The organism is Tranquillimonas rosea (genome assembly GCF_900111315.1).
GTDB classification, from domain to species: Bacteria; Pseudomonadota; Alphaproteobacteria; order Rhodobacterales; family Rhodobacteraceae; genus Tranquillimonas; species Tranquillimonas rosea.
In genome coordinates this window covers 112,479-136,964 of the sequence record NZ_FOGU01000007.1, presented here as the reverse complement: position 1 = coordinate 136,964, position 24,486 = coordinate 112,479, and the positions used below count along the sequence as shown (strand labels likewise).

General features: G+C 67.2%; 18 protein-coding genes. 4 read left to right on the top strand and 14 right to left on the bottom strand.

Annotated features, from left to right (window positions below; genetic code table 11):
• Positions 1–20: 20 nt before the first annotated feature.
• A complete protein-coding gene (gene typA, locus BMZ25_RS13195) occupies positions 21–1,838 on the top strand; it encodes a translational GTPase TypA (RefSeq protein ID WP_092694339.1) in 1,818 nt (605 codons plus the stop codon).
• Positions 1,839–1,958: 120 nt separating this feature from the next.
• Here typA and BMZ25_RS13190 read toward each other — a convergent pair whose 3' ends face one another.
• The 13 genes from BMZ25_RS13190 to BMZ25_RS13130 form a co-directional block, all read right to left on the bottom strand.
• Positions 1,959–2,318 carry an MOSC domain-containing protein gene (locus tag BMZ25_RS13190; RefSeq protein WP_328586862.1) on the bottom strand — a complete coding sequence of 120 codons (360 nt, stop codon included), beginning with the start codon at positions 2,316–2,318 and terminating at the stop codon, positions 1,959–1,961.
• Positions 2,319–2,431: 113 nt separating this feature from the next.
• On the bottom strand, positions 2,432–2,716 hold the full coding sequence (locus tag BMZ25_RS13185) for a DUF1330 domain-containing protein (protein WP_092694337.1): 285 nt from the start codon (positions 2,714–2,716) through the stop codon (positions 2,432–2,434).
• Entirely contained in the window at positions 2,713–5,373 is a 2,661-nt protein-coding gene (gene alaS / locus BMZ25_RS13180; protein WP_092694335.1) for an alanine--tRNA ligase, read from the bottom strand. Before alaS ends, BMZ25_RS13185 begins: the two co-directional genes overlap by 4 nt.
• Before the next feature lie 153 nt (positions 5,374–5,526).
• Positions 5,527–6,603: a recombinase RecA gene (gene recA, locus BMZ25_RS13175; RefSeq protein WP_092694333.1), complete on the bottom strand. Its 1,077-nt coding sequence runs from the start codon at positions 6,601–6,603 to the stop codon at positions 5,527–5,529.
• A 157-nt stretch (positions 6,604–6,760) separates the two neighbouring features.
• The gene (locus BMZ25_RS13170) at positions 6,761–8,875 is read right to left on the bottom strand and encodes an ATP-binding protein (RefSeq protein WP_235859870.1); all 2,115 of its coding nucleotides are present in this window, start codon (positions 8,873–8,875) and stop codon (positions 6,761–6,763) included.
• A 241-nt stretch (positions 8,876–9,116) separates the two neighbouring features.
• A complete protein-coding gene (locus tag BMZ25_RS13165; protein ID WP_092694329.1) occupies positions 9,117–10,280 on the bottom strand; it encodes an RsmB/NOP family class I SAM-dependent RNA methyltransferase in 1,164 nt (387 codons plus the stop codon).
• A 53-nt stretch (positions 10,281–10,333) separates the two neighbouring features.
• Complete coding sequence (gene guaB, locus BMZ25_RS13160; RefSeq protein WP_092694327.1) at positions 10,334–11,782, bottom strand: IMP dehydrogenase; 1,449 nt, start codon at positions 11,780–11,782, stop codon at positions 10,334–10,336.
• Positions 11,783–11,817: 35 nt separating this feature from the next.
• On the bottom strand, positions 11,818–12,738 hold the full coding sequence (locus BMZ25_RS13155; RefSeq protein WP_092694325.1) for a GNAT family N-acetyltransferase: 921 nt from the start codon (positions 12,736–12,738) through the stop codon (positions 11,818–11,820).
• Positions 12,739–12,774: 36 nt separating this feature from the next.
• On the bottom strand, positions 12,775–13,866 hold the full coding sequence (locus BMZ25_RS13150) for an ABC transporter ATP-binding protein (RefSeq protein ID WP_092694323.1): 1,092 nt from the start codon (positions 13,864–13,866) through the stop codon (positions 12,775–12,777).
• Between the two features lie 16 nt (positions 13,867–13,882).
• Positions 13,883–15,550, bottom strand: a complete 1,668-nt coding sequence (locus tag BMZ25_RS13145; RefSeq protein ID WP_235859869.1) for an alpha-glucosidase — start codon at positions 15,548–15,550, stop codon at positions 13,883–13,885.
• A 6-nt stretch (positions 15,551–15,556) separates the two neighbouring features.
• Positions 15,557–16,705 (bottom strand): carbohydrate ABC transporter permease, encoded by a 1,149-nt coding sequence (locus BMZ25_RS13140; RefSeq protein WP_092694321.1) that lies wholly within the window; start codon positions 16,703–16,705, stop codon positions 15,557–15,559.
• 12 nt (positions 16,706–16,717) lie between these two features.
• Positions 16,718–17,698 carry a carbohydrate ABC transporter permease gene (locus tag BMZ25_RS13135; protein WP_092694319.1) on the bottom strand — a complete coding sequence of 327 codons (981 nt, stop codon included), beginning with the start codon at positions 17,696–17,698 and terminating at the stop codon, positions 16,718–16,720.
• Between the two features lie 79 nt (positions 17,699–17,777).
• Complete coding sequence (locus BMZ25_RS13130; protein WP_092694317.1) at positions 17,778–19,130, bottom strand: ABC transporter substrate-binding protein; 1,353 nt, start codon at positions 19,128–19,130, stop codon at positions 17,778–17,780.
• A gap of 260 nt (positions 19,131–19,390) precedes the next feature.
• Here BMZ25_RS13130 and BMZ25_RS13125 point away from each other — a divergent pair, with 260 nt between their 5' ends.
• The 3 genes from BMZ25_RS13125 to BMZ25_RS13115 are packed head-to-tail and all read left to right on the top strand — an operon-like array spanning position 19,391 to position 22,763.
• Positions 19,391–20,422 carry a LacI family DNA-binding transcriptional regulator gene (locus tag BMZ25_RS13125; protein WP_092694315.1) on the top strand — a complete coding sequence of 344 codons (1,032 nt, stop codon included), beginning with the start codon at positions 19,391–19,393 and terminating at the stop codon, positions 20,420–20,422.
• Positions 20,423–20,446: 24 nt separating this feature from the next.
• Positions 20,447–21,769, top strand: coding sequence for a GH1 family beta-glucosidase (locus BMZ25_RS13120; RefSeq protein WP_218142546.1), 1,323 nt, complete (start codon positions 20,447–20,449; stop codon positions 21,767–21,769).
• A 10-nt stretch (positions 21,770–21,779) separates the two neighbouring features.
• On the top strand, positions 21,780–22,763 hold the full coding sequence (locus tag BMZ25_RS13115; protein WP_092694311.1) for a glucokinase: 984 nt from the start codon (positions 21,780–21,782) through the stop codon (positions 22,761–22,763).
• Positions 22,764–22,885: 122 nt separating this feature from the next.
• Here BMZ25_RS13115 and BMZ25_RS13110 read toward each other — a convergent pair whose 3' ends face one another.
• On the bottom strand, positions 22,886–24,484 hold the full coding sequence (locus BMZ25_RS13110; protein WP_092694309.1) for an FMN-binding glutamate synthase family protein: 1,599 nt from the start codon (positions 24,482–24,484) through the stop codon (positions 22,886–22,888).
• Between the last annotated feature and the right edge of the window lie 2 nt (positions 24,485–24,486).

Sequence of the window (24,486 nt, the reverse complement as noted above, 5' to 3'; positions counted from 1 at the left end):
TCCGCGAAAAGGCAGTTTACATGGATCTTCGCAATATCGCGATCATCGCCCACGTCGACCACGGCAAGACCACGCTTGTGGACGAGCTCCTGAAACAGTCCGGGGCCTTCCGCGAGAACCAGCAGGTGTCCGAACGGGCGCTCGATTCCAACGATCTCGAGCGCGAGCGCGGCATCACGATCCTGGCGAAGTGTACCAGTGTCGAGTGGAAGGATACCCGGATCAACATCGTCGACACGCCCGGCCACGCCGATTTCGGCGGCGAGGTCGAGCGCATCCTGTCGATGGTCGACGGTGTCGTCCTGCTGGTCGACGCCGCCGAGGGGCCGATGCCGCAGACCAAGTTCGTGACCGCGAAGGCGCTGGCGCTCGGCCTGCGGCCGATCGTGGTGCTGAACAAGGTCGACAAGCCGGACGCCGAGCCCGACCGCGCCCTGGACGAGGTGTTCGACCTCTTCTCCAACCTCGGTGCCGACGACGACCAGCTGGATTTTCCCCACCTCTACGCCTCGGGCCGTTCCGGCTGGGCCGACGAGGAGATCGACGGGCCGCGCAAGAATCTCGACGCGCTGTTCCGCCTGATCAGCAACCACGTTCCCCGGCCCCGCGTGATGAACCGCGTGGACGAGCCATTCCGCATGTTGGCCACGACGCTCAGCGCCGATCCGTTCCTCGGCCGCATCCTGACGGGCCGCATCGAATCCGGCACCGTCAAGACCGGCGCGACGGTCCAGGCGCTGAGCCGCGTCGGACAGAAGATCGAACAGTTCCGCGTCTCGAAGGTCATGGCCTTCCGCGGCCTCGGCCAGCAGGAGATCGAAGAGGGCCGCGCCGGCGACATCGTCACCCTGTCGGGCATGCAGAAGGCAACCGTCGCCGACACGCTCTGCGCGCTCGCCGTCGAAGAGCCCCTGCCCGCCCTGCCGATCGACCCGCCGACGATCTCGGTCACCTTCGGGATCAACGACAGCCCGCTGGCGGGCCGCGACGGCAAGAAGGTCCAGAGCCGGGTGATCCGCGAGCGGCTGATGAAGGAGGCCGAGACCAACGTCTCGATCCGCATCACCGACACACCCGGCGGCGAGGCGTTCGATGTCGCGGGCCGCGGCGAGCTGCAGATGGGCGTGCTGATCGAAAACATGCGCCGCGAAGGCTTCGAACTGTCAATCTCGCGCCCGAAGGTGCTGATCCGCGAAGTCGACGGTCAGCAGATGGAGCCGATCGAGGAAGTCACCATCGACGTGGACGACGAGTATTCCGGCCCCGTGATCGAAAAGCTGACGGGCCCCCGCAAGGGCGACCTCGTCGAGATGAAGCCCTCGGGCGCCGGCAAGACCCGGATCGTCGCCCACGTCCCCGCGCGTGGGCTGATCGGCTATCAGGGCGAGTTCCTGACCGACACCCGCGGCACCGGCGTGATGAACCGCAACTTCCACGACTGGGCGCCCCACAAGGGCGCGATCCCCGGCCGCCGCGAGGGCGTGCTGGTGTCGATGGAGACCGGCCAGAGCGTGGCCTTCGCACTGTGGAACCTGGAAGAGCGCGGCAAGCTCTTCATCGGGGCGCAGGAACAGGTCTATGGCGGCATGATCATCGGCGAGCATGCGCGCGAGAACGACCTCGAGGTCAATCCGCTCAAGGGCAAGAAGCTGACCAACGTCCGGGCCTCGGGCTCGGACGACGCGGTTCGGCTGACCACGCCGACGACGCTGACGCTGGAGCAGGCGATCGCCTATATCGACGACGACGAGCTTGTCGAGGTGACGCCGAACGCGATCCGGCTGCGCAAGATCCACCTTGACCCGCACGAGCGCAAGCGCCACGCCAAGGCGTCGTAGGGTTTTCCACCGGAGCCGCGCTGACGCGCGGCGCACGAGCATTGCGCCGGCCGCTGGCCGGCGCGTGCGCGGGGCTCTGCCCCGCGACCCCGGGATATTTCGGGGCAGAAGAAGGTGGGGTCAGGGGGCTGGGCGGATCGTGTCTCCTACCGCGATGCGGCCGGGTGTGAGGATTGTTGCGCACCAGCCGCCGTGGCCGCGCATGGCGGTATAGCCGCCGTGGCCGAGGGCCGCTTCCATCCGCGAACAGGGCGCGCAGGGGCCGGTGACGCGGATGCGGGCGGTGCCGAGTGCGAGGTCCACACCGCGGCAAGCCGACAGGTTGAGGCCCGAGATCACCAGGTTCCGTTGGAGTGTTTCGGGCTGGACCTCGGCGTGTCCGGCCAGCGCGGCGATGACCGGAAGATGCTCGGCCTGGAGGAGCGTGAGGGCGCGTTTGCCGGGGCGAGCATGGTCGCCGGCGAGGCCGTCCGGAGTGATGTCGACCGCCGAAACGGATTCGAGCGGCGCACGACGGGACGGGCGAAGGCCGATCCAGTCGATCCGGCCGTTGCGGGCATGCCGCGCCGACAGTTCGCCGATGGAGAGCGTGGTCAGCTCTCCTCCACAACCATCAGGTCGCGTTCGGCCGCGCCCTTGGCGTGGCTCAGAGCCTCTTGGTAGAGGTCGGAGTTGTAGCAGGCGACCGCATCCTCCACGGAGGGAAACCGCGCCACGACATTGCGTGGCCATTCCCGTCCCTCGAGATGCACCGTGCGGCTGCCGCGCGCGAGGAAGGCGCCACCATGGGCCGCGATCGCCTCGGTCGCGAGTTTGGCGTAGCGGCCATAGGCCTCGGCATCGGACACGTCGACATGCGCGATCCAGAGTGCGCTCATGATCCCTCCATCACTTTTTCGGCCGCGGCGATCGCGGCGTCGGCGTTGCCGGGCTCCTTGCCGCCGCCCTGGGCCATGTCGGGACGGCCGCCGCCGCCCTTGCCGCCCAGTTCGGCCACGGCCGCCCTGACGAGGTCGACCGCCGAGACGCGGGCGGTCAGGTCATCGGTCACGCCCGCGGCGACCGCGGCCTTGCCGTCGGCGTCGGCGATCAGCAGCACGGCGCCCGAGCCCATGCGGTCCTTCATCTGGTCGATGAGGGCGGGCAGATCCTTGCCGGTGACGCCCTGCAGCACCTGCGAGAGGAACGGCACGCCGGCCACGTCCCGCGGCGGCGGTGCGTCCGCGCCCGAGCCACCGCCCACCGCCAGCTGGCGGCGGAGTTCGGCAACCTCGTTCTGCAGGCCGCGGCGCTCGTCCTGAAGGGCCTTGATCCGGTCGGTCAGGTCCTCCGGGCGCGCCTTAAGCGCCGAGGCCGCTGCGGCGACGCGGTGATCCTGGTCGGACAGGTGGCGGAAGGCGGCGGCGCCGGTCAGCGCCTCGACACGGCGGACACCGGCGGAGGAGGCGCTGTCGCCCAGCAGGACGAAGGTGCCGATATCGCCGGTGCGGGTGACATGGGTGCCGCCGCAGAGCTCGATCGAGTAGGTCTGCCGGTCGGTGCCCTTGCCGGTGTCGGCCCGGCCCATGGAGACGACGCGCACCTCGTCGCCGTATTTCTCGCCGAAGAGCGCCTGGGCCCCGAGGGCGCGAGCGTCGTCGGGCGTCATGATGCGCGTCTCGACGGCGGTGTTCTGGCGGACATAGGCGTTCACCTCGTCCTCGACCTGCGTCATCTCTTCGGCGGTCAGCGCCTTGGCGTGCGAGAAGTCGAAGCGCAGGCGGTCCGGCGCGTTGAGCGAGCCCCGCTGCGCGACATGCTCACCGAGCGCGCGGCGCAGCGCCTCGTGCAGGAGATGCGTGGCCGAGTGGTTGGCGCGGATCGCCGTGCGGCGGTCGTGATCCACCTCCAGACGGGCGGCCTCGCCCTTGGAGACAGCGCCATCGGTCACCTTGCCGAAATGCACGTGGAGCCCGGCGATCTTGCGGGTGTCGGTCACGGTGACCGTCCCGGCATCGGTCCGAACGGTGCCCGTGTCGCCCACCTGGCCGCCGGCCTCGGCGTAGAACGGGGTCTGGTTCACGACGAGCTGCAGCTCGGTGCCTTCGGCGGCCTTGTCCTGCGCCGTGCCGCCGACGACGATGTCGAGGATCTGTGCCTCGGCGCTCTCGGTCTCGTAGCCGAGGAACTCGGTCGTGCCGTGGTCGTCGGCCAGGTCGAACCAGATCGGCGATTCGGCCGTCTCGCCCGATCCGGACCAGGACGCGCGGGCCTTGGCCTTCTGCTCGGCCATCGCGGAATCGAAGCCCGCGATCTGCACCTCGCGGCCGCGTTCGCGCAACGCGTCCTGCGTCAGGTCCAGCGGGAAGCCGTAGGTGTCGTAGAGCTTGAAGGCGACCTCACCCGGCAGCGCCTTTCCCTCGGGCAGCTTGCCGAGCTCGTCGTCCAGCATCCGAAGGCCGCGGTCGAGCGTCTGGCGGAAGCGGGTCTCTTCGCTCAGCAGCGTCTCTTCGATCATCGGCTGCGCACGGCCGAGTTCGGGATAGGCCTGGCCCATCTCGCGCACGAGGGCCGGCACGAGGCGGTGCATGACCGGGTCCTGGGTGCCCAGCAGGTGCGCGTGGCGCATCGCCCGGCGCATGATCCGACGCAGCACATAGCCGCGGCCGTCGTTCGAGGGCAGCACGCCGTCGGCCATCAGGAACGAGGTGGAGCGCAGGTGGTCGGCGATCACCCGGTGATGCACGTTGCCCGGACCGTCGGGATCGGCGCTGGTGGCATGGGCCGACGCCTCGATCAGGTGGCGCATCAGGTCGGTGTCGTAATTGTCGTGCTTGCCCTGGAGCAGCGCCCCGATCCGCTCGAGCCCCATACCGGTGTCGATCGAGGGCTTCGGGAGATCGCGGCGGGTGCCGTCCTCCATCTGCTCGAATTGCATGAAGACGAGGTTCCAGATCTCGATGAAGCGGTCGCCGTCCTCGTCCGGGCTTCCCGGCGGGCCGCCGGGGATCTCGGGGCCGTGATCGTAGAAGATCTCGGAACAGGGGCCGCAGGGGCCGGTATCGCCCATCGCCCAGAAGTTGTCGGAGGTCGGGATGCGGATGATCCGCTCGTCCGGCAGACCGGCGTATTTCTTCCAGATCGCCGCGGCCTCGTCATCCGTGTGATAGATGGTGACCAGCAGGCGCTCCGGGTCGATACCGAATTCCTTGGTGATCAGGTCCCACGCGAACGGGATCGCCTGTTCCTTGAAATAGTCGCCGAAGCTGAAATTGCCCAGCATCTCGAAGAACGTGTGGTGTCGGGCGGTGTAGCCGACGTTGTCGAGATCGTTGTGCTTGCCGCCGGCGCGAACGCATTTCTGACTGGTCGCGGCGCGGGTGTAATCGCGCGTCTCGAGCCCCGTGAAGAGGTTCTTGAACTGGACCATGCCCGCGTTGACGAACATAAGCGTGGGGTCGTTGCGCGGCACGAGCGGCGAACTGTCGACCACCGCGTGATCCTGACGCGCGAAGTAGTCGAGGAAGGTGGAGCGGATGTCGTTCAGGCTGGGCATCGTCGGCGTCGGTCCTGGCTGGAGCGTGGGTTTCCGCTCGTTTACCGGGCGGCCGGGGGGCTGTCCACCGCTCGCTCCGGCACGGACCCGAACGCGAAAGGGCCGCGGCGGAGCGCGGCCCTTTTCCGGCGTCGTCCGAAGAGGACGCGTGCCCTACTCTTCCATGACGTCCGAGTCGGAGTCTTCGTTGCCAGTCATGTCGAACTCGAGCCCGTGGGCCGCGCGGATCTTGTCCTCGATCTGCAGCGCGATGTCGGCATGCTCCTTAAGGAAGGTCTTGGCGTTCTCGCGTCCCTGGCCGATCCTCTCGTCCCCGTAGGAGAACCAGGAGCCGGCCTTTTCCACGACCCCCGCCTTCACGCCGAGGTCCAGCAGTTCGCCCGTCTTCGAGATGCCGTCGCCATACATGATGTCGAACTCGACCTGCTTGAACGGCGGGGCGACCTTGTTCTTGACGACCTTCACGCGGGTCTGGTTGCCGACGACCTCGTCACGGTCCTTGACCGAACCGATACGGCGGATGTCGAGCCGGACGGAGGAATAGAATTTCAGCGCATTGCCGCCCGTGGTCGTCTCGGGGCTGCCGAACATCACGCCGATCTTCATGCGGATCTGGTTGATGAAGATCACGGTGCAGTTCGAGCGGTGGATCGACCCGGTCAGCTTGCGCATCGCCTGGCTCATCAGGCGGGCCTGCACACCGACGCTGGAATCGCCCATGTCGCCTTCGAGCTCGCTCTTGGGCGTCAGCGCGGCGACCGAATCGACGACCACCATGTTGACCGCGCCCGACCGCACGAGTGTATCGGTGATCTCAAGCGCCTGCTCGCCCGTGTCGGGCTGCGAGATCAGGAGTTCGTCCAGGTCGATGCCCAGCCGCTTGGCGTATTGCGGGTCGAGGGCATGCTCGGCGTCGACGAAGGCGCAGACGCCGCCGTTTTTCTGTTCCTCGGCCACGCAATGCAGCGTGAGCGTGGTCTTGCCCGAGGATTCGGGCCCGTAGACCTCGATGATGCGGCCCTTGGGGATGCCGCCGATGCCGAGCGCGATGTCGAGCCCGAGCGAGCCGGTCGAGGTCGACGCGATCTCAGACACCGGGTTGTCGGCGCCGAGCTTCATGATGGAGCCCTTGCCGAACTGCCGCTCGATCTGCGCGAGCGCCGAGTCGAGGGCCTTTTGTTTGTCCGCCGTTCGCTTGTCTGCCATGTCGAGTAGGTTTGCCGTGGCCATGTGTTGCGATCCTTATTTCATACCGTCGGACGAGCGGCAATGACTGCTGATGTTCGCCTCTTGTTCCGCAATGAGATATCGGATCAAAAGAGGAACAAATCAAGCCTTAACTGACGCAAGGGTCGCCTTGTGGGGTTAACAATGGCTTACCTGACGCCTACGCGTCCTCCGTTTCCCGCTCGGCCCACGCGGCGTCCTCGATCCGGTCCTTCACTGAAGCGACCAGCTGCGCCAGCGAGAACGGCTTCTGCAGGAACACCGAGTGGGGGATTCGGAGCTGTGCCTCGGACAGGCTCTCGGCGGCATAGCCCGAGACGAAGACCGTGCGTGTTCCGGGGCGGCGTTCCAGCGCCTGGGCGACCCATGTCGGGCCGTCGATTCCCGGCATGATGACATCGCTGACGAACACGTCGACCGACAGCTCCGCGTCCTCGAGCAGCGCGAGCGCGTCCTCGGCGTTCGCCGCCTCGATCACCTTCAGGCCCCGCATCCGCAGTGCACGGGCCGCGAAGGCGCGGACCGGAGCCTCGTCCTCGACCAGCAGGACGGTGCCGCTGGCGCGGGCATTGTCCCTGACCGCCTCTGCCCGAGGTTCGGACGGCGTCAGGTCTACAGGACGCGAATAGGCCGGGAAATAGAGCGTGAAGGTGGTCCCCTTGCCCTCGGCGCTGTCCGCGAAGATGTAGCCACCCGTCTGCTTGATGATGCCGTAGGCAGTCGAGAGGCCCAGACCGGTGCCTTCGCCGACGCCCTTCGTGGTGAAGAACGGCTCGAAGATCTTGCCGATCTTGTCGGCGGGAATACCGATGCCGTCGTCGATCACCCGGACCACGACATAGCGCCCCGGCGCCACCACGGCGCGGTCGCGGTGAAGCTCCTTGTTCAGCGTCACGCCCTGGGTCTCGATCGAGATCGTGCCGCCGCCCGGCATCGCGTCACGCGCATTGAGGACGAGGTTCATTACCACCTGTTCAAGCTGTCGCTTGTCCGCCCGGATCATCAGGAGATCGGGATCGTGGCGGAAGGTCAGCGCGACCTGGGCCCCGACCAGCCGGTTCAGCAGGTGGGTCAGATCCGACAGGGTATCGCGCACCTCCAGCAGTTGCGGCCGGAGGTTCTGCTTGCGCGAATAGGCGAGCAGTTGTCCCACCAGGCTCGCCGCCCGGTTGGTGTTCTGGTTGATCTGTTCGAGATCGGGGTAGTCCGGATCGCCGGGATCGCGGCGCAAGAGCAGAAGATCGCAATGGCCGCTGATCGCCGTCAGCAGGTTGTTGAAGTCGTGCGCGACACCGCCGGCGAGCTGGCCGATCGCCTGCATCTTCTGGCTCTGCACGAACTGCGCCTCGAGCGATTTCAGCTCGGTCGCGTCGGTGAGGACGGCGGTGATCGTGGGCTCTTCGCCGTCCTCCACAGCACCGAGAGTGATCTGGACGTGCAGCTCTTGCGCCGCCAGCATCGCGCGCACCACTTCCGAGCGGCCGGGGCCATTGCGCTCGAACGCCTCGTCGAGCCAGTCGTGGATCGGGCGGCCGGGGCCGTCCACGACTTCGCGCAGGAGGTAGTCCTGCTGCGCCTCCATCTCCAGGAGGGTTCTTGCCATCCTGTTCGCCTGACGGACACTGCCGTCGCGGGTCAGCCGCAGGAGCGGCACCGGCAGGCGTTCGAAGAACGCGGCATCGCCTTCGGTCGCCATCGGGGGCAGGAACAGGACGTCACGCCCACCGCAGTCAGGGCCCCGGTCGCACAGGATGACCTGCCGCTGCCCGCCGCTGCCGGCAAGCTGGTGCAGCCCGAACTGGCGCACCGGCAGCTCGTCCAGGCAGTCGGACAGCCGTTCCGGCGAGAAGCCCAGAAGCGTCCGGACGGCGGGGCTTGCCCATGTCACACGGTCCTCTGCGTCGAGCGCCACACGCGGCACCGGGTCGTGGGTCTGACCGACGCGGCGCTCATCCAGTCGCCAGAGAACCTGCCCCTGGCCAAGCGACCGTGCCGTCACGTGAATCGCCGTTTCGCTCAGCCGGCGGTCGGCGGCGGCGTAACGTTCGGTGGCGGCACGGGTGCCCAGTTCGTCGAGAAAACTCTCGGGCTGCGCCATGTAGGTCGACAGCACGGTCTCGACGCAGATGTCACGGGCGGCAGCATTGACCGGCGTCAGCGAGCGCAGGCCGCTGCCCACGAAGCAGGGCACGGGGTCGTCCTCATGTAGCTGCCGCGCGAGATCGCGGACTGCGGCGCGCGTGCGCACGTCCGCCCACCACAAAGCCGCGAGCATGGCCAGACCGCTCGTGCCGGCAACGATACCGAACCATGCCGGGAAGCCGGAGAGGACCAGCACGACGCCGAGCAGGACAACGAGGCCTGAAACCGAAACCGCGAAAGCCGGCCACCTCGGCCCCGCTGGACGTGACGATGAAAACCGCATGACCCTGCCGAAATCGTTCCGTTTCGCCCTCTTCGCAACTGGGGGTTAAGAGCGGCTTAACCAACATCCTGCCCGTGAACCGATCTTTCGATCAATTGCGATCCATCACGGCCAGATAGAAGCCATCGCCACCGTCGCGTGGCGTCCAGCGCCGCTCGAATTGCAGGTCCAGCCCCGGCTCCGACGCGCGAAGCGCGGCGACACGGGCGTCGTTCTCACGCGACAGCAGCGAGCAGGTGGCATAGGCCAGCACCCCGCCTTGCGCGGTGCGGGCCGTTGCCTCACTCAGCACCGTGTCCTGCATCGCCGTCAGTTCGTCGAGGCGCTCCGGCGTCAGGTCCCACTTGGCCTGCGGGGTGCGTCGCCAGCTGCCGCTGCCGGAACAGGGCGCGTCCACGAGCACCAGGTCGAACGTGCCCGCGCGGTCGAGGCTGTCATGGTCGTGCAGCGTCACGCGGACGCTCGCTCGGTCGGCCCGTGCCGGCAGGTCCTTCATCCGGCGCGGGGCGATATCGAAGGCGTGAAGGTCAAGTTCGGCCCGTGCCGCCATGGCGAGCGTCTTGCCACCACCGCCGGCGCAGAGATCGAGCACGCGCTGGCCGTCCCTGAGCGGCAGGGCCTCGACGACCGCCTGGCTGGCCGCGTCCTGAATCTCGACCAAGCCCTCGTGGTAGAGCGGCGAATTCCCGATGCGCCTGGCGCCGGCGCCGAGGGTCAGGGCCATGCTGGCAAGGGGGTGCGGCTTGGCCTCGATGCCTTCGTCGGTCAAGGCCCGCCGCACCTCTTCGACATCCGCCTTGCGCGCGTTCACGCGGAGCGTCACCGGGGCACGGAGGCGCAGCGCCTGCATCACCGGCTCGAAATCGGGGGCGAGGCTCGCCTCCAGTTCGGGGCCCAGCCAGTCGGGACAGTCGAGTGCGGCGAACCGACCCTCGGGCGGCGCGCCCTGCCCGTCTGCGGCCGACAAGGGCGCGGGGGCGTGACCCTCGCCGGTGAAGAGGGCGGCGGGGTCCGTGTCCGCCGCCCGCATCGCGCCGATCATCAGGCCGCGCCCGGTCTCGGCGCCCCCGAGTGCCGCGAAAGAGCGGCGGCACCGGATGGCGTCGAAGACGTGATCGCGGATCGCGGCACGGTCTCCGGACCCAGCAAAGCGGCTGCGCCGGGCCCAGCCGGTGAGCGCCTTTTCCGCCGGCGCGCCGGCAAGGATCTCGTCCAGCACCTCGATTGCCGCCGCTACCCTCGCGGCCGGCGTCATCGAAGTGGCCTCAACTGCGACATCAAAAGCCTATCGCAAGTCGCTGACATTCCTCACGTTCCGCGATAATTTGGAGACTCACGCGTGATCGCGACGTCGTGCACGTGGCTCTCGCGCAGGCCCGCGCCGGTGATCCGGACGAAGTTGCAGTCGCGCCGCATCTCGGCCACCGTGGCGCAGCCGGTATAGCCCATCGCGGCGCGCAGGCCGCCGACAAGCTGGTGGATCACCGCGCCGGCCGGACCCTTGTAGGGCACCTGCCCCTCGATGCCTTCGGGCACGAGCTTGTCCGAGGCGGCGTCCTTCTGGAAATAGCGATCGGCCGAGCCGCGCGCCATTGCGCCGAGGCTGCCCATCCCGCGATACGTCTTGAAGCTGCGACCCTGATAGAGGATCACCTCGCCGGGGCTTTCATCGGTGCCGGCCAGCATCGAGCCGACCATCGCGCAAGAGGCGCCGGCGGCGACCGCCTTGGCGAAATCGCCCGAGAACTTGATCCCGCCGTCGGCGATGACGGGCACGTCGCCCGCCGCCTCGGCGCATTGCATCACCGCCGTCAGCTGCGGCACGCCGACACCGGCAACGACGCGGGTCGTGCAGATCGAGCCGGGGCCGATCCCGACCTTCACCGCGTCCGCGCCCGCGTCGATCAGGGCGCGTGTGCCCTCGGCGGTGGCGACGTTGCCGGCGATGATCTGGACCTCGTTCGACAGCTGCTTCGCCCGCTTCACCGCTTCGGCGACACTGGCCGAATGGCCGTGGGCGGTGTCGATGACGATGACGTCGCAGCCCGCGTCGATGAGCGCCTCGCTCCGCTCGAAGCCGGCATCGCCCACCGTGCTGGCCGCCGCGACACGCAGGCGGCCCAGCCGATCCTTGCACGCGGCGGGGTTCAGCACCGCCTGCTCGCTGTCCTTCAGGGTCAGGAGCCCGGTGAGCTTGCCGTCGCCGTCGGTGACCAGCAGCTTCTCGATCCGCCGCGCCTTCATCAGGTTCCGGGCCTCTTCGAGATCGGCGGGCTCGGTCAGCATGGCGAGATTGTCGGACGTCATCATCACGCGCACCGGCGTGGCGTCGTCCTCGGCGAAGCGCATGTCGCGGTTCGTGACGATGCCCACGACGCGGCCGCTGTCGTCAACAACCGGAAAGCCGGTCACCCGAAAGCGTTCCTGCAGCGCCTTCGCATCGGCGAGCGTCTGGTCGGACTTCAGCGTGATCGGGTTGTAGACGATGCCGCTTTCGAACCGCTTGACGCGGCGGACCTCGTTCGCCTGCGTCTCGACGTCCAGGTTGCGGTGGATCACGCCGATCCCGCCCGCCTGGGCCATGGCAATGGCCATCGGGCCCTCGGTCACCGTGTCCATCGCTGAACTGAGGAGCGGGATATTCATCGCGATCTCACGCGTCGCGTGGGTCCGCGTATCCGCCGTCGACGGCAGCACGCTGGACGCGGCCGGAAGCAACAACACATCGTCGAAGGTGAGCGCCTCGCGAATCTCCATTCCGAACCTCCTCGGGGATCTCGTTTGGCACGTCGCTATTTCACGCCGTCGGGGAAAAGGAAACCCCCGGCAAGACGCGAGGTAAGCCGCGCGTGAGGCAGTGCGAGGCCGATCGGCGGGGCCCGGTCGATCGCGGCACCGGTCCCGAGCTTGAACCGTGCCAGTCCCGGCGCGTGGCGCCGCGCGATCCGCCCGAGGTCGAGCCGCTCCACCCCTGCCGCCCTCAGGTGGATACAAGCGTTCCAGAACAGAAGGTTATGGGCGCTTCTTCGACGACCTTCTTCACTGCTCCAGCCGACCTGGTACGTCGCTGCGCGGCCATGGACGAGAAAGGCCATGCCGGCAATCTCGGCGCCGTCCGCTCCGGCGACGAGGGTCAGGATAGCTCCGTGCCGGGACCACGCCCTGAGCCAGGCGGGCGGCAGGCCGGCATAGCCCTTGGCCCGACGTTGCGCCGCTTCCCGCGCGATCAGCCATTCGGGGATCCCGGAGACCGCCCGGCAGACCAACCCCTCCCGCTCGGCCCGCACAAGCCGGTTGCGCCACTTTCCGTGGAGCCGGGCGCGAAGGGTGTCGGGATCGGGCTTCAGATCGAGGCTTGCCTCCTCTCTCCCGCGGGACAGAGGAAGCACCGGCGCTCCCTGCCCGGTAGGTGCAAGGAACAGCCGCGGAGCGCGGGCCGGCAGGACATGGCGGATCGCGTCAACCAAGCCCTCCCGCGGGGCGCGGTCCCATACCGGCGGACGGGGCATCAGGACTACGGCACCGAGCCGGGTCCGCCGCATCAGGCATTGCGACAGGCCGATGCGGGCGCCCCGCGACCATAGTTCATATCGCAGCGGCTCCGCTCCGAAGTCGGCGGCCACCGCCCCGTAGGTCCACGCATGCTGGATCGGCGCAGCGCCGATCGCGGCCTCCCACGCTGAGGATGACAATCGGGTCGGACGGGCCTCCATGACGGCCAGCTTGGGCCGCCAAGACTTAACCTTACGTTACCGATAGAGCAGCGACTGCCCGTTGCGGAACAGGTGCACCGTCTTCGGTTCCGCCGTCAGCCGCACCGTCCGGCCCTTCAGGCCCGCATGGATGCCGAGCAGCTTGGCGATGACCTGGGGTTCGCTCCCCTTCTTCGCCTCGAAGTACAGGAGCGTGACCTCGCCCAGGGCCTCGGTGATGTCGACGGTGCCCCTGTAGATGGCATCCTCGCCCTCGGTTTCCTTGAAGTCCTCGGGGCGCACGCCGACATTCACCTCGGCGCCCATGTCGCTTTCCGTGGTCGGATAGTGCGAGACGGCCTTTCCGCCGCCTTCCATCTCGACCGTCGTCTGCTCGCCGGTGCCCACGATCCTGCCCTTGAGCAGGTTCATCGCGGGCGAGCCGATGAACTGTGCCACGAACTCGTTCTGCGGCTTCTCGTAAAGCTCCAGCGGCGTGCCGACCTGACTGATGCCGCCGCCCGCCAGCACGACGATGCGGCTGGCCAGCGTCATCGCCTCGATCTGGTCGTGGGTGACGTAGATCATCGTCGAGTCCGGCATCGACTCCTTGAGCTGCGCGATCTCGATCCGCGTGGCCACGCGCAGCGCCGCGTCGAGGTTCGAGAGCGGCTCGTCGAAGAGATACACCTTGGGATCACGCACGATGGAGCGGCCGATCGCCACCCGCTGACGCTGACCGCCCGAGAGCGCCTTGGGCAGACGGTCGAGATAAGGTTCGAGCTGCAGGATCCGGGCGGCGTTCTGGATCGCCTTGTCGATTTCGTCCTTCGACTTTCGCGCGATTTTCAGCGCGAAGGCCATGTTGTCGCGCACGGTCATGTGCGGATAGAGCGCGTAGGATTGGAACACCATGGCGATGCCGCGCTGCGCGGGAGGCATGTCGTTGACGACCTGTCCGCCGATCTCGAGCGTCCCGCCCGAGATCTTCTCGAGACCGGCGATCATGCGCAGGAGAGTGGACTTGCCGCAGCCCGAGGGTCCGACGAAGACGATCAGTTCGCCCTTGCCGATCTCGAGATTGATGTTGGATAGCACCTCGACGCTGCCATAGGCCTTGGCGACGTCGGTCATCTTGAGATCGGCCATCTCTCCCTCCCCTTTGTTAGTGTTCCCTCTCGCCCACGGCGAAGAAGGCCTGCCACGGAGGCAGGGTCACGGTACGGTCGTCCAGGCGCGTCTCGAACGGCGCCGCTTGATCCTGCCGCCAGGCGCCGTCCGGCAGGTCGGCGGTCTGGGTCTGGTCGGTCAGGTTGAAGACGCAGCAGACGCGCTTGCCCTCGTGGCTGCGCACCAGGCAGAGCACGGCGTCATCCGCGCGGGCGATGTCGAAATCGCCCTTCGCCAGCGTCGGGTGGCCCTTCCTGAAATCTATAAAGGCGCGGTAGAAGTTCAGGATCGACTGCGCATCCTGTTCCTGCACCGTCACCGCCCGGTCGATGTGCTCCACCGCGACCGGAAGCCACGGCGTCACGTCAGAGAACCCGCCATTGCGCTCGGTCGACCAGGGCATCGGCGTGCGGCACCCGTCGCGGCCCTTGAACTTGGGCCAGAACCGCTTGCCGTAGGGATCCTGCAATTCCTCGTAGCGCACGTAGGCCTCGGTCAGGCCCAGCTCCTCGCCCTGATAGAGACAGACGGTCCCCTTCATGCACATCAATAGCGCCGCGTAGAGCTTGCGCGCCGGTTCGCTGAGGTGCCAGCGCGAGGAATAGCGCACGACGTCGTGGTTCGAGAACGCCCAGCAGGCCCAGCCCTCGCTCACGATGCGGTCGAACCGTTCGAGCACTTCGCGGATGCGGCTGCCCGAGGGATAGACCGAGCCGAGGAAGTCGAAGTCGTAGGCCATGTGCAGAAGATCGTCGCCCGCGGTATAGTCGCGCTGCGTCTCCATCCCGCGCTGGCTTTCGCCGACTTCACCCACCGATGTGATCGCCGGATATTCCTCCATCACGCCGCGCAGGCGGCGGAGGAAGTCCAGGTTTTCGGGCTGGGTCTTGTCGTAGAGGTGATCCTGGAAGTTGTAGGGGTTCACCGCCGGCGCGGTGTTTTCGTTCTGAAATTCCGGCGCCAGCGGCGGATTGTCCCGCAGGTACTTGTCGTGGACGTAGAAGTTGACGGTATCCAGCCGGAACCCGTCGACGCCACGGTCCAGCCAATAGCGTGCCACGTCGAGAAGGGCGTCCTGAACCTCGATGTTGTGAAAGTTCAGGTCGGGCTGTTCGGCCAGGAAGTTGTGCAGATAGTACTGCATCCGCTCGCCGTCCCATTCCCAGGCCGAGCCGCCGAAGATCGACAACCAGTTGTTCGGCGGCGTCCCGTCCGGCTTGGCATCCGCCCAAACATACCAGTCCGCCCGTGCATTGTCGCGCGAGCTGCGGCTTTCCTTGAACCAGGCGTGCTGTTCGGACGTGTGCGACAGCACCAGGTCGATCAGCACCTTGATGCCGTGGCCGTGCGCGTGCTCGACCAGCGCATCGAAATCCTCGAGCGTGCCGAACATCGGGTCGATGTCGCGATAGTCGCTGACGTCGTAGCCGAAATCGAGCATCGGCGAGCGGAAGAACGGCGAAATCCAGATCGCGTCCACCCCGAGCCGCGCGATGTGGTCGATGCGGTGGATGATGCCCGGCAGGTCGCCGATGCCGTCCCCGTTGCTGTCCTGGTAGCTGCGCGGATAGATCTGATAGATCACCGCCCCGCGCCACCAGTCCTTGTCGACCACCTCGTCCCGCCGCGCAGCGGGTTGTCCCATGTCCGCAAGAAAACTCATGCGTTCCTACTTTACCGATCCAGCCAAAAGTCCGCGGACGAGGTAACGCTGCATGGCGAAGAAGACCACCAGAGGCACGGCGATCGAGACAAAAGCCGCCGTCGCGAGGATGCCCCAGTCGCCCCCGCGAGAGCCCAGGAGGTCGTCGGCGATCTTCACCGTCATCACCTTGCTGGCATCGCCGGACGGCAGGAACACCTTGGCCACCAGCAGGTCGTTCCAGGTCCAGAGAAACTGGAAGATCGAGAACGCGGCGAGCGCGGGGAAGCTGAGAGGCAGGATGATCCGCACGAACAGTTCGAAGTCGGTCGCCCCGTCAACCTTGGCGGATTCGATGATGTCGCGTGGCAGGCCGGCCATGTAGTTGCGTAACAGGTACACGGCGAGTGGCATCCCGAAGGCGGTGTGCGCCAGCCAGATTCCCATGAAGCTCTGCCCGATGCCGATGGTCTGGTGCAGCTTCAGCAATGGCACCAGCGCAAGCTGCAAGGGCACGACCAGCAGTCCCACGATCGCGGCGATCAGCAGCCCGCGCCCCGGAAAGTCCATCCACGCCAGCGCATAGGCCGCAAACGCCGCGATTAGGATCGGGATGATCGTCGCCGGCACTGTCACCGTCAGCGTGTTGATGAAGGCCCGGTCCATGTTGTCCGCCGTCAGCACCGTTCGGTAGTTGTCCAGCGTGAACTGCGGCGGCGACGCGGCCTCGAAATAGACGCGGGGCGGACGTCGCGGCTCTTCGGGCACGATGTAGGTGTAGGAGCCGTCGGCGTTCACGGTCAGCCGTTCGCCGTCGCCTAGGTCCGCCTCGGTTCCCACCTCGTAGCCGCCGGGCGCGCGGGCGCTGTCACCGAAGGCGGTGATCCGGCCCTCGCCGTCGGCGAAGGCCTCCTGCACCTCGGATGTCTCGAAGATATTGCCGGTGATGCGGTATCCACCGTCCACGGGCTCGGGTTCGCTGTCGGCGCGTGTCCTGTAGGTCAGCTCGACCGAGAACGGCGCCTCCCACCAGCCCGAGGCCGAGATCTGGTCCCTCTCGCGGAAGGACGACACCAGAAGCCCGATCGTGGGCACCAGCCAGATCACGACGAGAAAGACGACCGAGATGTGGGTGGCCCAGGTGAGGCTGCTCTTCTGTCCGGCGATATCGCTCATGTCGGTCCCTCCTCAGCGCATTTCCTTGCGGGCGTTGTGGATGTTCCACCACAGCACCGGCAGCGTCAGGACCATGATGACGATGGCGACAGCGGTGGCCCGCCCATCATCCCTGAACATGAAGGTCATCATGTAACTCGGCAGGATCTCGGTGCCGAAATTGCCCCCCGTCATTGTGTAGACGATGTCGAAGATCTTCAGCACCAACACGGTGATCGTCGTCCAGACCACCATGATCGTCGACATCACCTGCGGCACCTTGATCTTGAAGAACACCTGGAACGGGTTCGCGCCGTCGATGATCGCCGCCTCGACCGTCTCTTCAGGGATGCCGCGCAGCGCGGCCGAGAGGATCACCATGGCAAAGCCGGTCTGAATCCATATCAGGATCACCATCAGGAAGAAGTTGTTCCAGAACGGCACCTGCATCAGGTCTATCGGCTCTTCCGCCCCGAACAGCCCGCGGATCGCGTTGATCAGCCCGATGTCGAAATCGTTGGCATAGACGAACTTCCAGATCAGCGAGGCGCCGACGAAGCTGATCGCCATCGGCATGAAGATCAGCGACTTGGCGATGTTGCCCCATTTGAGGTCGTCGGTCAGCTGTGCCGCCAGCAGTCCCAGAAAGGTCGAGGCCGCGGGCACGAAGATGAGCCAGAGGATGTTGTTGAAGACGGCGGTCTGGAACTCGGGAGAGTTGAACAGGATCGCGTAGTTGCCCAAGCCCACGAACTCGTCACCCGAGCGGTTGAACAGCGACCGCCAGAACGAGCCGACCACCGGGTAGACGAGGTAGAGCCCCAGCACGAACATCGCGGGGAACATGAACAGCCACGGTCGCCACTGGTTCGCCCGGTTGATGTTCCGGCCGGCGTTCTCGCCGCGCGGCGGAAACAGAACCTTGTCGAGGATCATGTTCGAAAAGAAGAAGTAGGCGACGCAGCTGGCGACACCGATCACGATCGTGACGAGTCCCTGCAGAACCGGGCTCATGGCAGTCCTCCCCTATGGCGTCGGGCCCGACGGCCCGTCGTCGGGCGGCGCGGGGATCATGCCCCGCGCCGCAGCAGGCTCACTGAATTTGGTCCCAGCGGTCCTGGATGTCCTGCGCGACGGTCTCGGCGTCGGCGCCGGTCGTGTAGTCGACCATGCCGGACCAGAACGCGCCCGCGCCGATCTCGCCGGGCATCAGGTCCGAGCCGTCGAAGCGGAACGTGGTCGCATCCGTCAGGATCTCGTTCAGGTTCCGCTGCACGTCCGTCGGGAACACCTCGGGGTTGACCTCGGTATAGGGCGTCAGGAAGCCCGACTGCGCCATCCAGATCTCATGTGCGATCGGGGTCTGCAGGAACTCGAGGAAGCCCTGGGCCACGTCCGTGTCGACGGTCTTGGCGAACAGCGTGCCCGCGCCCAGCACCGGCCGGCCCAGGTCCTGCTCCGCGTAGGCGGGGAAGTAGAAGAAGTCGACGTCGAGCCCCATTTCGGTGCCTTCGGGGAAGAAGGTCGGGATGAACGTCGCCTGCTTGTGCATGTAGCATTCCGGCGGCAGCGTGAAGAGCCCCGACGGCGAGTCGCGGAAGTCGGTCGAGGCCACGGCATCCGGCCCGCCCTCGACGAAGTCGGGGTTCTTGGCGAACCAGCCGAATTCCTCTATCGCGTTGACCACGGCCTCGTCGTTGAACGGGATCTCGTTGGTGACCCACTGGTCGTAGACCGACGGATCGGCGGTCCGCAGCATCATGTCCTCGACCCAGTCGGTCGCCGGCCACCCGGTCGCCGCGCCGCTGCCAAGGCCGATGCACCACGGCGTCTCGCCGTCCTCGACGATCTGCTCGGTCAGCGCCTTGAGCTCTTCCATCGTCTCGGGCACTTCATAGCCCATCTCGTCGAAGGCCTCGGGCACGTACCAGACCAGCGATTTAACATCGATCTTATAGAAGAAGCCGTAAAGGTCCTCCTCGCCCTCCGCCCCCTCGAAGGTGCCCAGGTCGACCCAGCTCTCGCCGGCGGCATAGTTCTCTCGCACCCAGTCCCCGGTGCCGTCCGCCAGCGGCTCGAGATAGCCGCGCTGCGCCATGTCCGCGGCCAGACCCGGCTGCGGGAACACCGCCATGTCCGGCGGCGTGCCCGCCTCGGCCGCGATGACGAAGTCGTTCTCAAAGCTGTCCGACCCGGAATAGCGCACGTCCGCGCCGGTCGCCTCGTTGAAATAGGCGATCACGCTGTCGACCAGGTCCTTGTCCGAGCCAGTCCACGGCCCCTCGATCGACAGGGATGCGCCGGAATAGTCGTGGCTGTCGGCGTAAGAATTGTAGCTGTCCCAGTTGAAGGCCCCCTCGCCCACGGGAAACCGCAGATCCTGCCCCTGCGCCGCACCTGCGAGCAGCCCGATGGCGGCCGCGCTGGCGGTTAACGAACGTTTCATGACATATCCTCCCGGTTGCGCGCGGCGGCCCGCACGTCGTTTCCGTCACGATGGCCGAGGCCCGAAAGCCAAAGCGCTTTGAACACCGCAACAGTTTCTAAACGTATCTCAACTGTCAATCCGAGTCATGGCAACCCCCTAAAATTCCGTCCTTTTGCCGCACCGCCCCCGCTGCAGCGCGGCGAACGGAGGGCTTTGACCCGCCCGCGCCGACTGCCTAAAGTCTCTCGGGCTTGAAAGCGCTTTGAACGGAACGGCCAATGAATCTGCGCGAACTCTCTGAAAAGCTCGGTTTGTCGCAGACAACCGTCAGTCGTGCGCTGAACGGCTACCCGGAGGTCAGCGATGCCACCCGTCGCCGCGTCGTCGAGGCGGCCGCGCAGCACAATTACCGCCCCTCATCCCGCGCCAAGAGCCTCGCCACGGGCCGCAGCATGGCCATCGCCCATGTCATCCCCGTGCCCGCGCGGCACGAGATGGTGAATCCCGTCTTCGCCGACTTCATCGCCGGCGCGAGCGACGTCTACGCCCAGAGCGGCTATGACATGCTGCTCTCCGTTGCCGACGACGGCGACGAAGAAGCGATCTACCGCGACCTCGCCTCGCGCCGCAGCGTCGACGGCGTCATCGTCCACGCCCCCCGCGTCGACGACGCCCGCCTGCAGCTCTTGCTGTCACTCGGTCTGCCCTTCGTGGTGCACGGCCGTTTCGGCAACGCGACCGAGGGGTACAGCTGGCTCGACATGAACAACCGCCGCGCCTTCGCGCGGGCCACCCGCTTTCTCACCGATCTGGGCCATCGCCGGATCGCGCTGGTCAACGGCGTGGCCGACATGGATTTCGCAGCCCGCCGCGCCGACGGCTATTCCGGCGCCCTCGACGACGTGGGGATCGCCGCCGATCCCGCACTGCTGCTCCACGGCGAGATGACCGAGCATCACGGCTACCGCAGCGCCCACGACTTGCTGGCCGGCGTTGATCCGCCGACCGCCTTCCTTGCCTCCTCGCTCATCATCGCCATCGGCATCCGCCGCGCCTGCGAAGAGGCCGGTCTGACCCTCGGTCGCGACGTGTCCCTGGTGACCCACGACGACGACCTCAGCTATTTCCGGAACGGCACGGACGAGGCGATCTATACCGCGCTGCGCTCCCCCGTGCGCGAACACGGGACCCTCTGCGCCCGAATGCTGTTGCAACTGGTGGCCGATCCCGGCACCACCCCGATGACCCGACTGCTGGAGGCAGAGCTGAGGGTCGGCCACACGACCGGCCCCGCGCCGCGCGACCGTTGAGAGATTTCAGACGAGGATCACATGCTGACACTGACCCGAAATGACTTCCCCGGCGACTTCCTGTTCGGCGCCTCGACCTCCAGTTACCAGATCGAGGGCCACGCCCAGGGCGGGGCGGGTCAGACCCACTGGGATACCTTCGCGCGGACGCCGGGCAATGTCGTCCGCGGCGAACATGGCGGCCGGGCCTGCGACCACTACAACCGCCTCGACGCGGATCTCGACCTGCTCAAGGATCTCGGCGTCGACGTCTACCGGTTCTCGACCTCCTGGGCGCGGGTGATGCCCGAGGGCCGCGGCAATGTGAACGAGGCAGGGCTCGACTTCTACGACCGCCTGGTCGACGGCCTGCTGGAACGCGGCATCAAGCCCGCCGCGACCCTCTACCACTGGGAACTGCCCTCCGCCCTCGCCGACCTGGGCGGCTGGGCCAACCGCGACATCGCCAGCTGGTTCGCGGACTTCACCGAGGTGATCATGGGCCGGATCGGCGACCGCGTCTGGTCCGCCGCGCCGATCAACGAGCCGTGGTGCGTCAGCTGGATGGGTCATTTCCTGGGCCACCACGCGCCCGGTCTGCGCGACATCCGGGCCACTGCCCGCGCCATGCACCATGTCCTGCTCGCCCATGGTCGCGCGACGCAGGTGATGCGCGGGCGCGGCATGGACAACCTCGGCGCCATCTGCAACTTCGAATACGCGGTGCCGGTCGACAACTCGCCCGAGGCGCAGCGCGCCGCCCGGACCTACGACGGCTATTACAACCGGTTCTTCCTGTCGGGCCTGTTCAACGGCGCCTACCCCGAGGACGTCCTCGAGGGCATTGGCCCCCATCTGCCCGCCGGCTGGCAGGACGATTTCGACACGATCACCGCCCCGGTCGACTGGTGCGGCATCAACTACTACACGCGCAAGATCATCGCCCCCGCGAACGGCCCCTGGCCCGCGCTGGAGGAGGTCGACGGTCCGCTGCCCAAGACGCAGATGGGCTGGGAGATCTATCCGGACGGCCTGCACGCCTTCCTCAAGCGCACCCACGACGCCTATACCCGCGGCCTGCCGCTCTACGTCACCGAGAACGGCATGGCCGCCCCCGACACCGTCTCGAACGGGGCGGTCAACGACACCGCCCGGGTCGACTACCTCGATGCCCACCTCGCCCGCGTGAAGCAGGCCATCGACGAGGACATCCCCGTGAAGGGCTATTTCGTCTGGTCGCTGATGGACAATTACGAGTGGGCGCTCGGCTACGACAAGCGCTTCGGCCTCGTCCATGTCGACTTCAACACGCTCGAGCGCACGCCAAAGGCGTCCTACCACGCGCTCGCCACGGCCATCGCACGCTGAGGAGCCGCAGATGACGAGTGCGACCGACCGGCTGGCGCTGGTCGCCGATATCGGCGGGACCAACACCCGCGTGGCCCTGGCCCGCGGCGCCATTGTCGAAACCGGGACGGTCCGCCGCTTCCGCAACGCAGACCACGACGGTCTCGCGCCCCTGCTCTCGGCCTATCTCGCCGACAGCAGCGAGGGTGCCGGCTGCACTGCAGCCTGCGTCGCCGTCGCCGGTCCCGTGCGGAACGGCCGCGGGTCGCTGACCAACCTCGACTGGACGATCGACGAAGAGACCCTGTCCCGCGCCGCCGGGGCCGACGACGTCGCGATCCTCAACGACCTCCAGGCCCAAGGCCACGCCCTGGGCCGGCTCGCCGTCGACACGGTCACGCCCCTGGTCTCCACAGGCGACGCCGCGGCGGCGGGCGACAAGCTCGTCATCGGTGTCGGCACCGGCTTCAATGCCGCCGCGGTGCACGAGGAAGGCCTGCCGCGCCGCCTCGTCACGCCGTCGGAATCGGGCCATGCCGGCCTGCCGGTCCGGGACGAGCGCATGCTGCGCCTCGCCCGCTTCGTCGAGACGGCCCACGGCTTCCCCGCGATAGAGGACGTGCTCTCGGGCCGTGGGCTCGAGCGTATCCACGCCTGGCTCTCGGACGAGGCCGGCACCAGAGCCACGCACGATTCCCGTGCCATCATCGACGATCTCGCGGACCGGTCGGACGCCACGGCAACCGAGGCGGTCCGCGTCTTCGTCCGGCTCCTGGGCGAAGTCGCGGGCGATCTCGCGCTGATCCACCTGCCCTTCGGCGGCATCTACCTGGTGGGCGGCATGGCCCGCGCCGTGGCCCCCGTCGCGCAGGAGTTCGGCTTTGCCGAGGCGTTCCACGCCAAGGGACGCTTCGCCGAGTTCATGCAGGCCTTCCCCGTCTCCCTGGTCGAAGACGACTACGCCGCCCTGACCGGCTGCGCGTCGCATCTCGCAGGCCGCGCCACCACCGCCTGACGACCTCCGAACCCCTTCTTCTGCCTGAAAATATCCCGGGGGCGTGGGGGCAGCGCCCCCACGAAACGATGGCGCCAGAGGCGCCATCCGAACGTCCCATGCGCCGAAGGCGCTCCGCCAGGTCAGTCCACCGGCGCGAAACTGTCGGCCCGGGCGCGGTTCCAGCGCATCAGGTAGCCGTGACCGTCATCCTCCTGCCGCAGGAAGCAGCCTTCCGCGATATAGGGCCAGGCCTCGTCGCCCGTCGCCATGTCGCGGTCGGCCTCGCGCTGCATGAAGTGGCGCGGCAGGAAGTCCACGGGCGTCGTCAGCGCCGCCGCCCCGGCCAGTTCGGCCAGTGCCTTCATCGTGTTGGCGTGGAACTGCGTCACCCGCTCGGCCTTGTCTGGCACGTCCAGCGCGCGCTGGCGGACCGGGTCCGTCGTGGTCACCCCGGTCGGGCACTTGTTGGTGTGGCAGGCCTGCGCCTGGATGCACCCGACCGAGAACATGAAGCCGCGGGCCGAGTTCGCCCAGTCAGCCCCCGTGGCGAAGGCCTTGGCGATGTCGAAGGCATGGATCAGCTTGCCCGACGCGCCGACCTTGACTCGGTCGCGCAGGCCCGCGCCGCGCAGGGCGTTGTGCACGAAGCTCAGGCCCTCGACCAGCGGCATGCCCACGTGGTCCGCGAATTCGAGCGGCGCCGCGCCGGTCCCGCCCTCCTTCCCGTCCACGACGATGAAGTCGGGGGCGATGCCGGTCTCGGCCATGGCGCGCAGGATGCACATGAACTCTCGCCGGTGGCCGATGCACAGCTTGAATCCCACGGGCTTGCCGCCCGACAACTCCCGCAGGCGGCCGATGAAGTGCATCATGCCGATCGGCGTGTCGAACTCGCGATGACCGGCGGGCGAGATGCAGTCCTGCCCCATCGGGATGCCCCGCGCCTCGGCGATCTCCGGCGTGATCTTGGCCGCCGGCAGCATCCCGCCATGGCCCGGCTTGGCGCCCTGGCTCAGCTTCAGCTCGATCATCTTGACCGCCGGCTCGGTCGCCTGTTCGGCGAAGCGGTCCGGGTCGAACCGTCCCTCCGTCGTCCGGCAGCCGAAATAGCCCGAGCCGATCTCCCAGATCAGGTCGCCGCCCTCACGGTGGAACCGGCTGATGCCGCCCTCGCCGGTGTCGTGGGCGAACCCGCCCTTCTTGGCACCGCGGTTCAACGCGGTGATCGCGTTGCCCGACAACGCGCCGAAGGACATCGCCGAAATGTTGTAGAGCGAGGCCGAATAGGGTTGGGCGCAGTCCGGGCCGCCGATCGTCACGCGGAAATCGTGGTGATCCAGGTGCGTTGGCGCGATCGAGTGTGTCAGCCAGGCGTAGCCGCCCTGGTAGACACGCTCGCGCGTGCCGAAGGGCCGGGCCGCGACCATGCCCTTGGCCCTCTGGTAGACGAGGCTGCGCTCCTCGCGGCTGAACGGCACCTCCTCCATGTCGCTCTCGATCAGGTACTGCCGGATCTCCGGGCGGATCGCCTCGAACATGAAGCGCAGATGCCCGATGACCGGATAATTCCGCAGGATCGCGTGCGACCGCTGACGCAGGTCGTAGATGCCGAGCGCGGTGAGACCGCCGAACACGGCGAAGGGCAGGACATACCACGCCGAGACGAGGCAGAGCCCCAGGCTCGCCAGCGCCAGGACGGCGCAGGCGACGAAAACGATGTAGCGTTGCGATGTCTGCATCG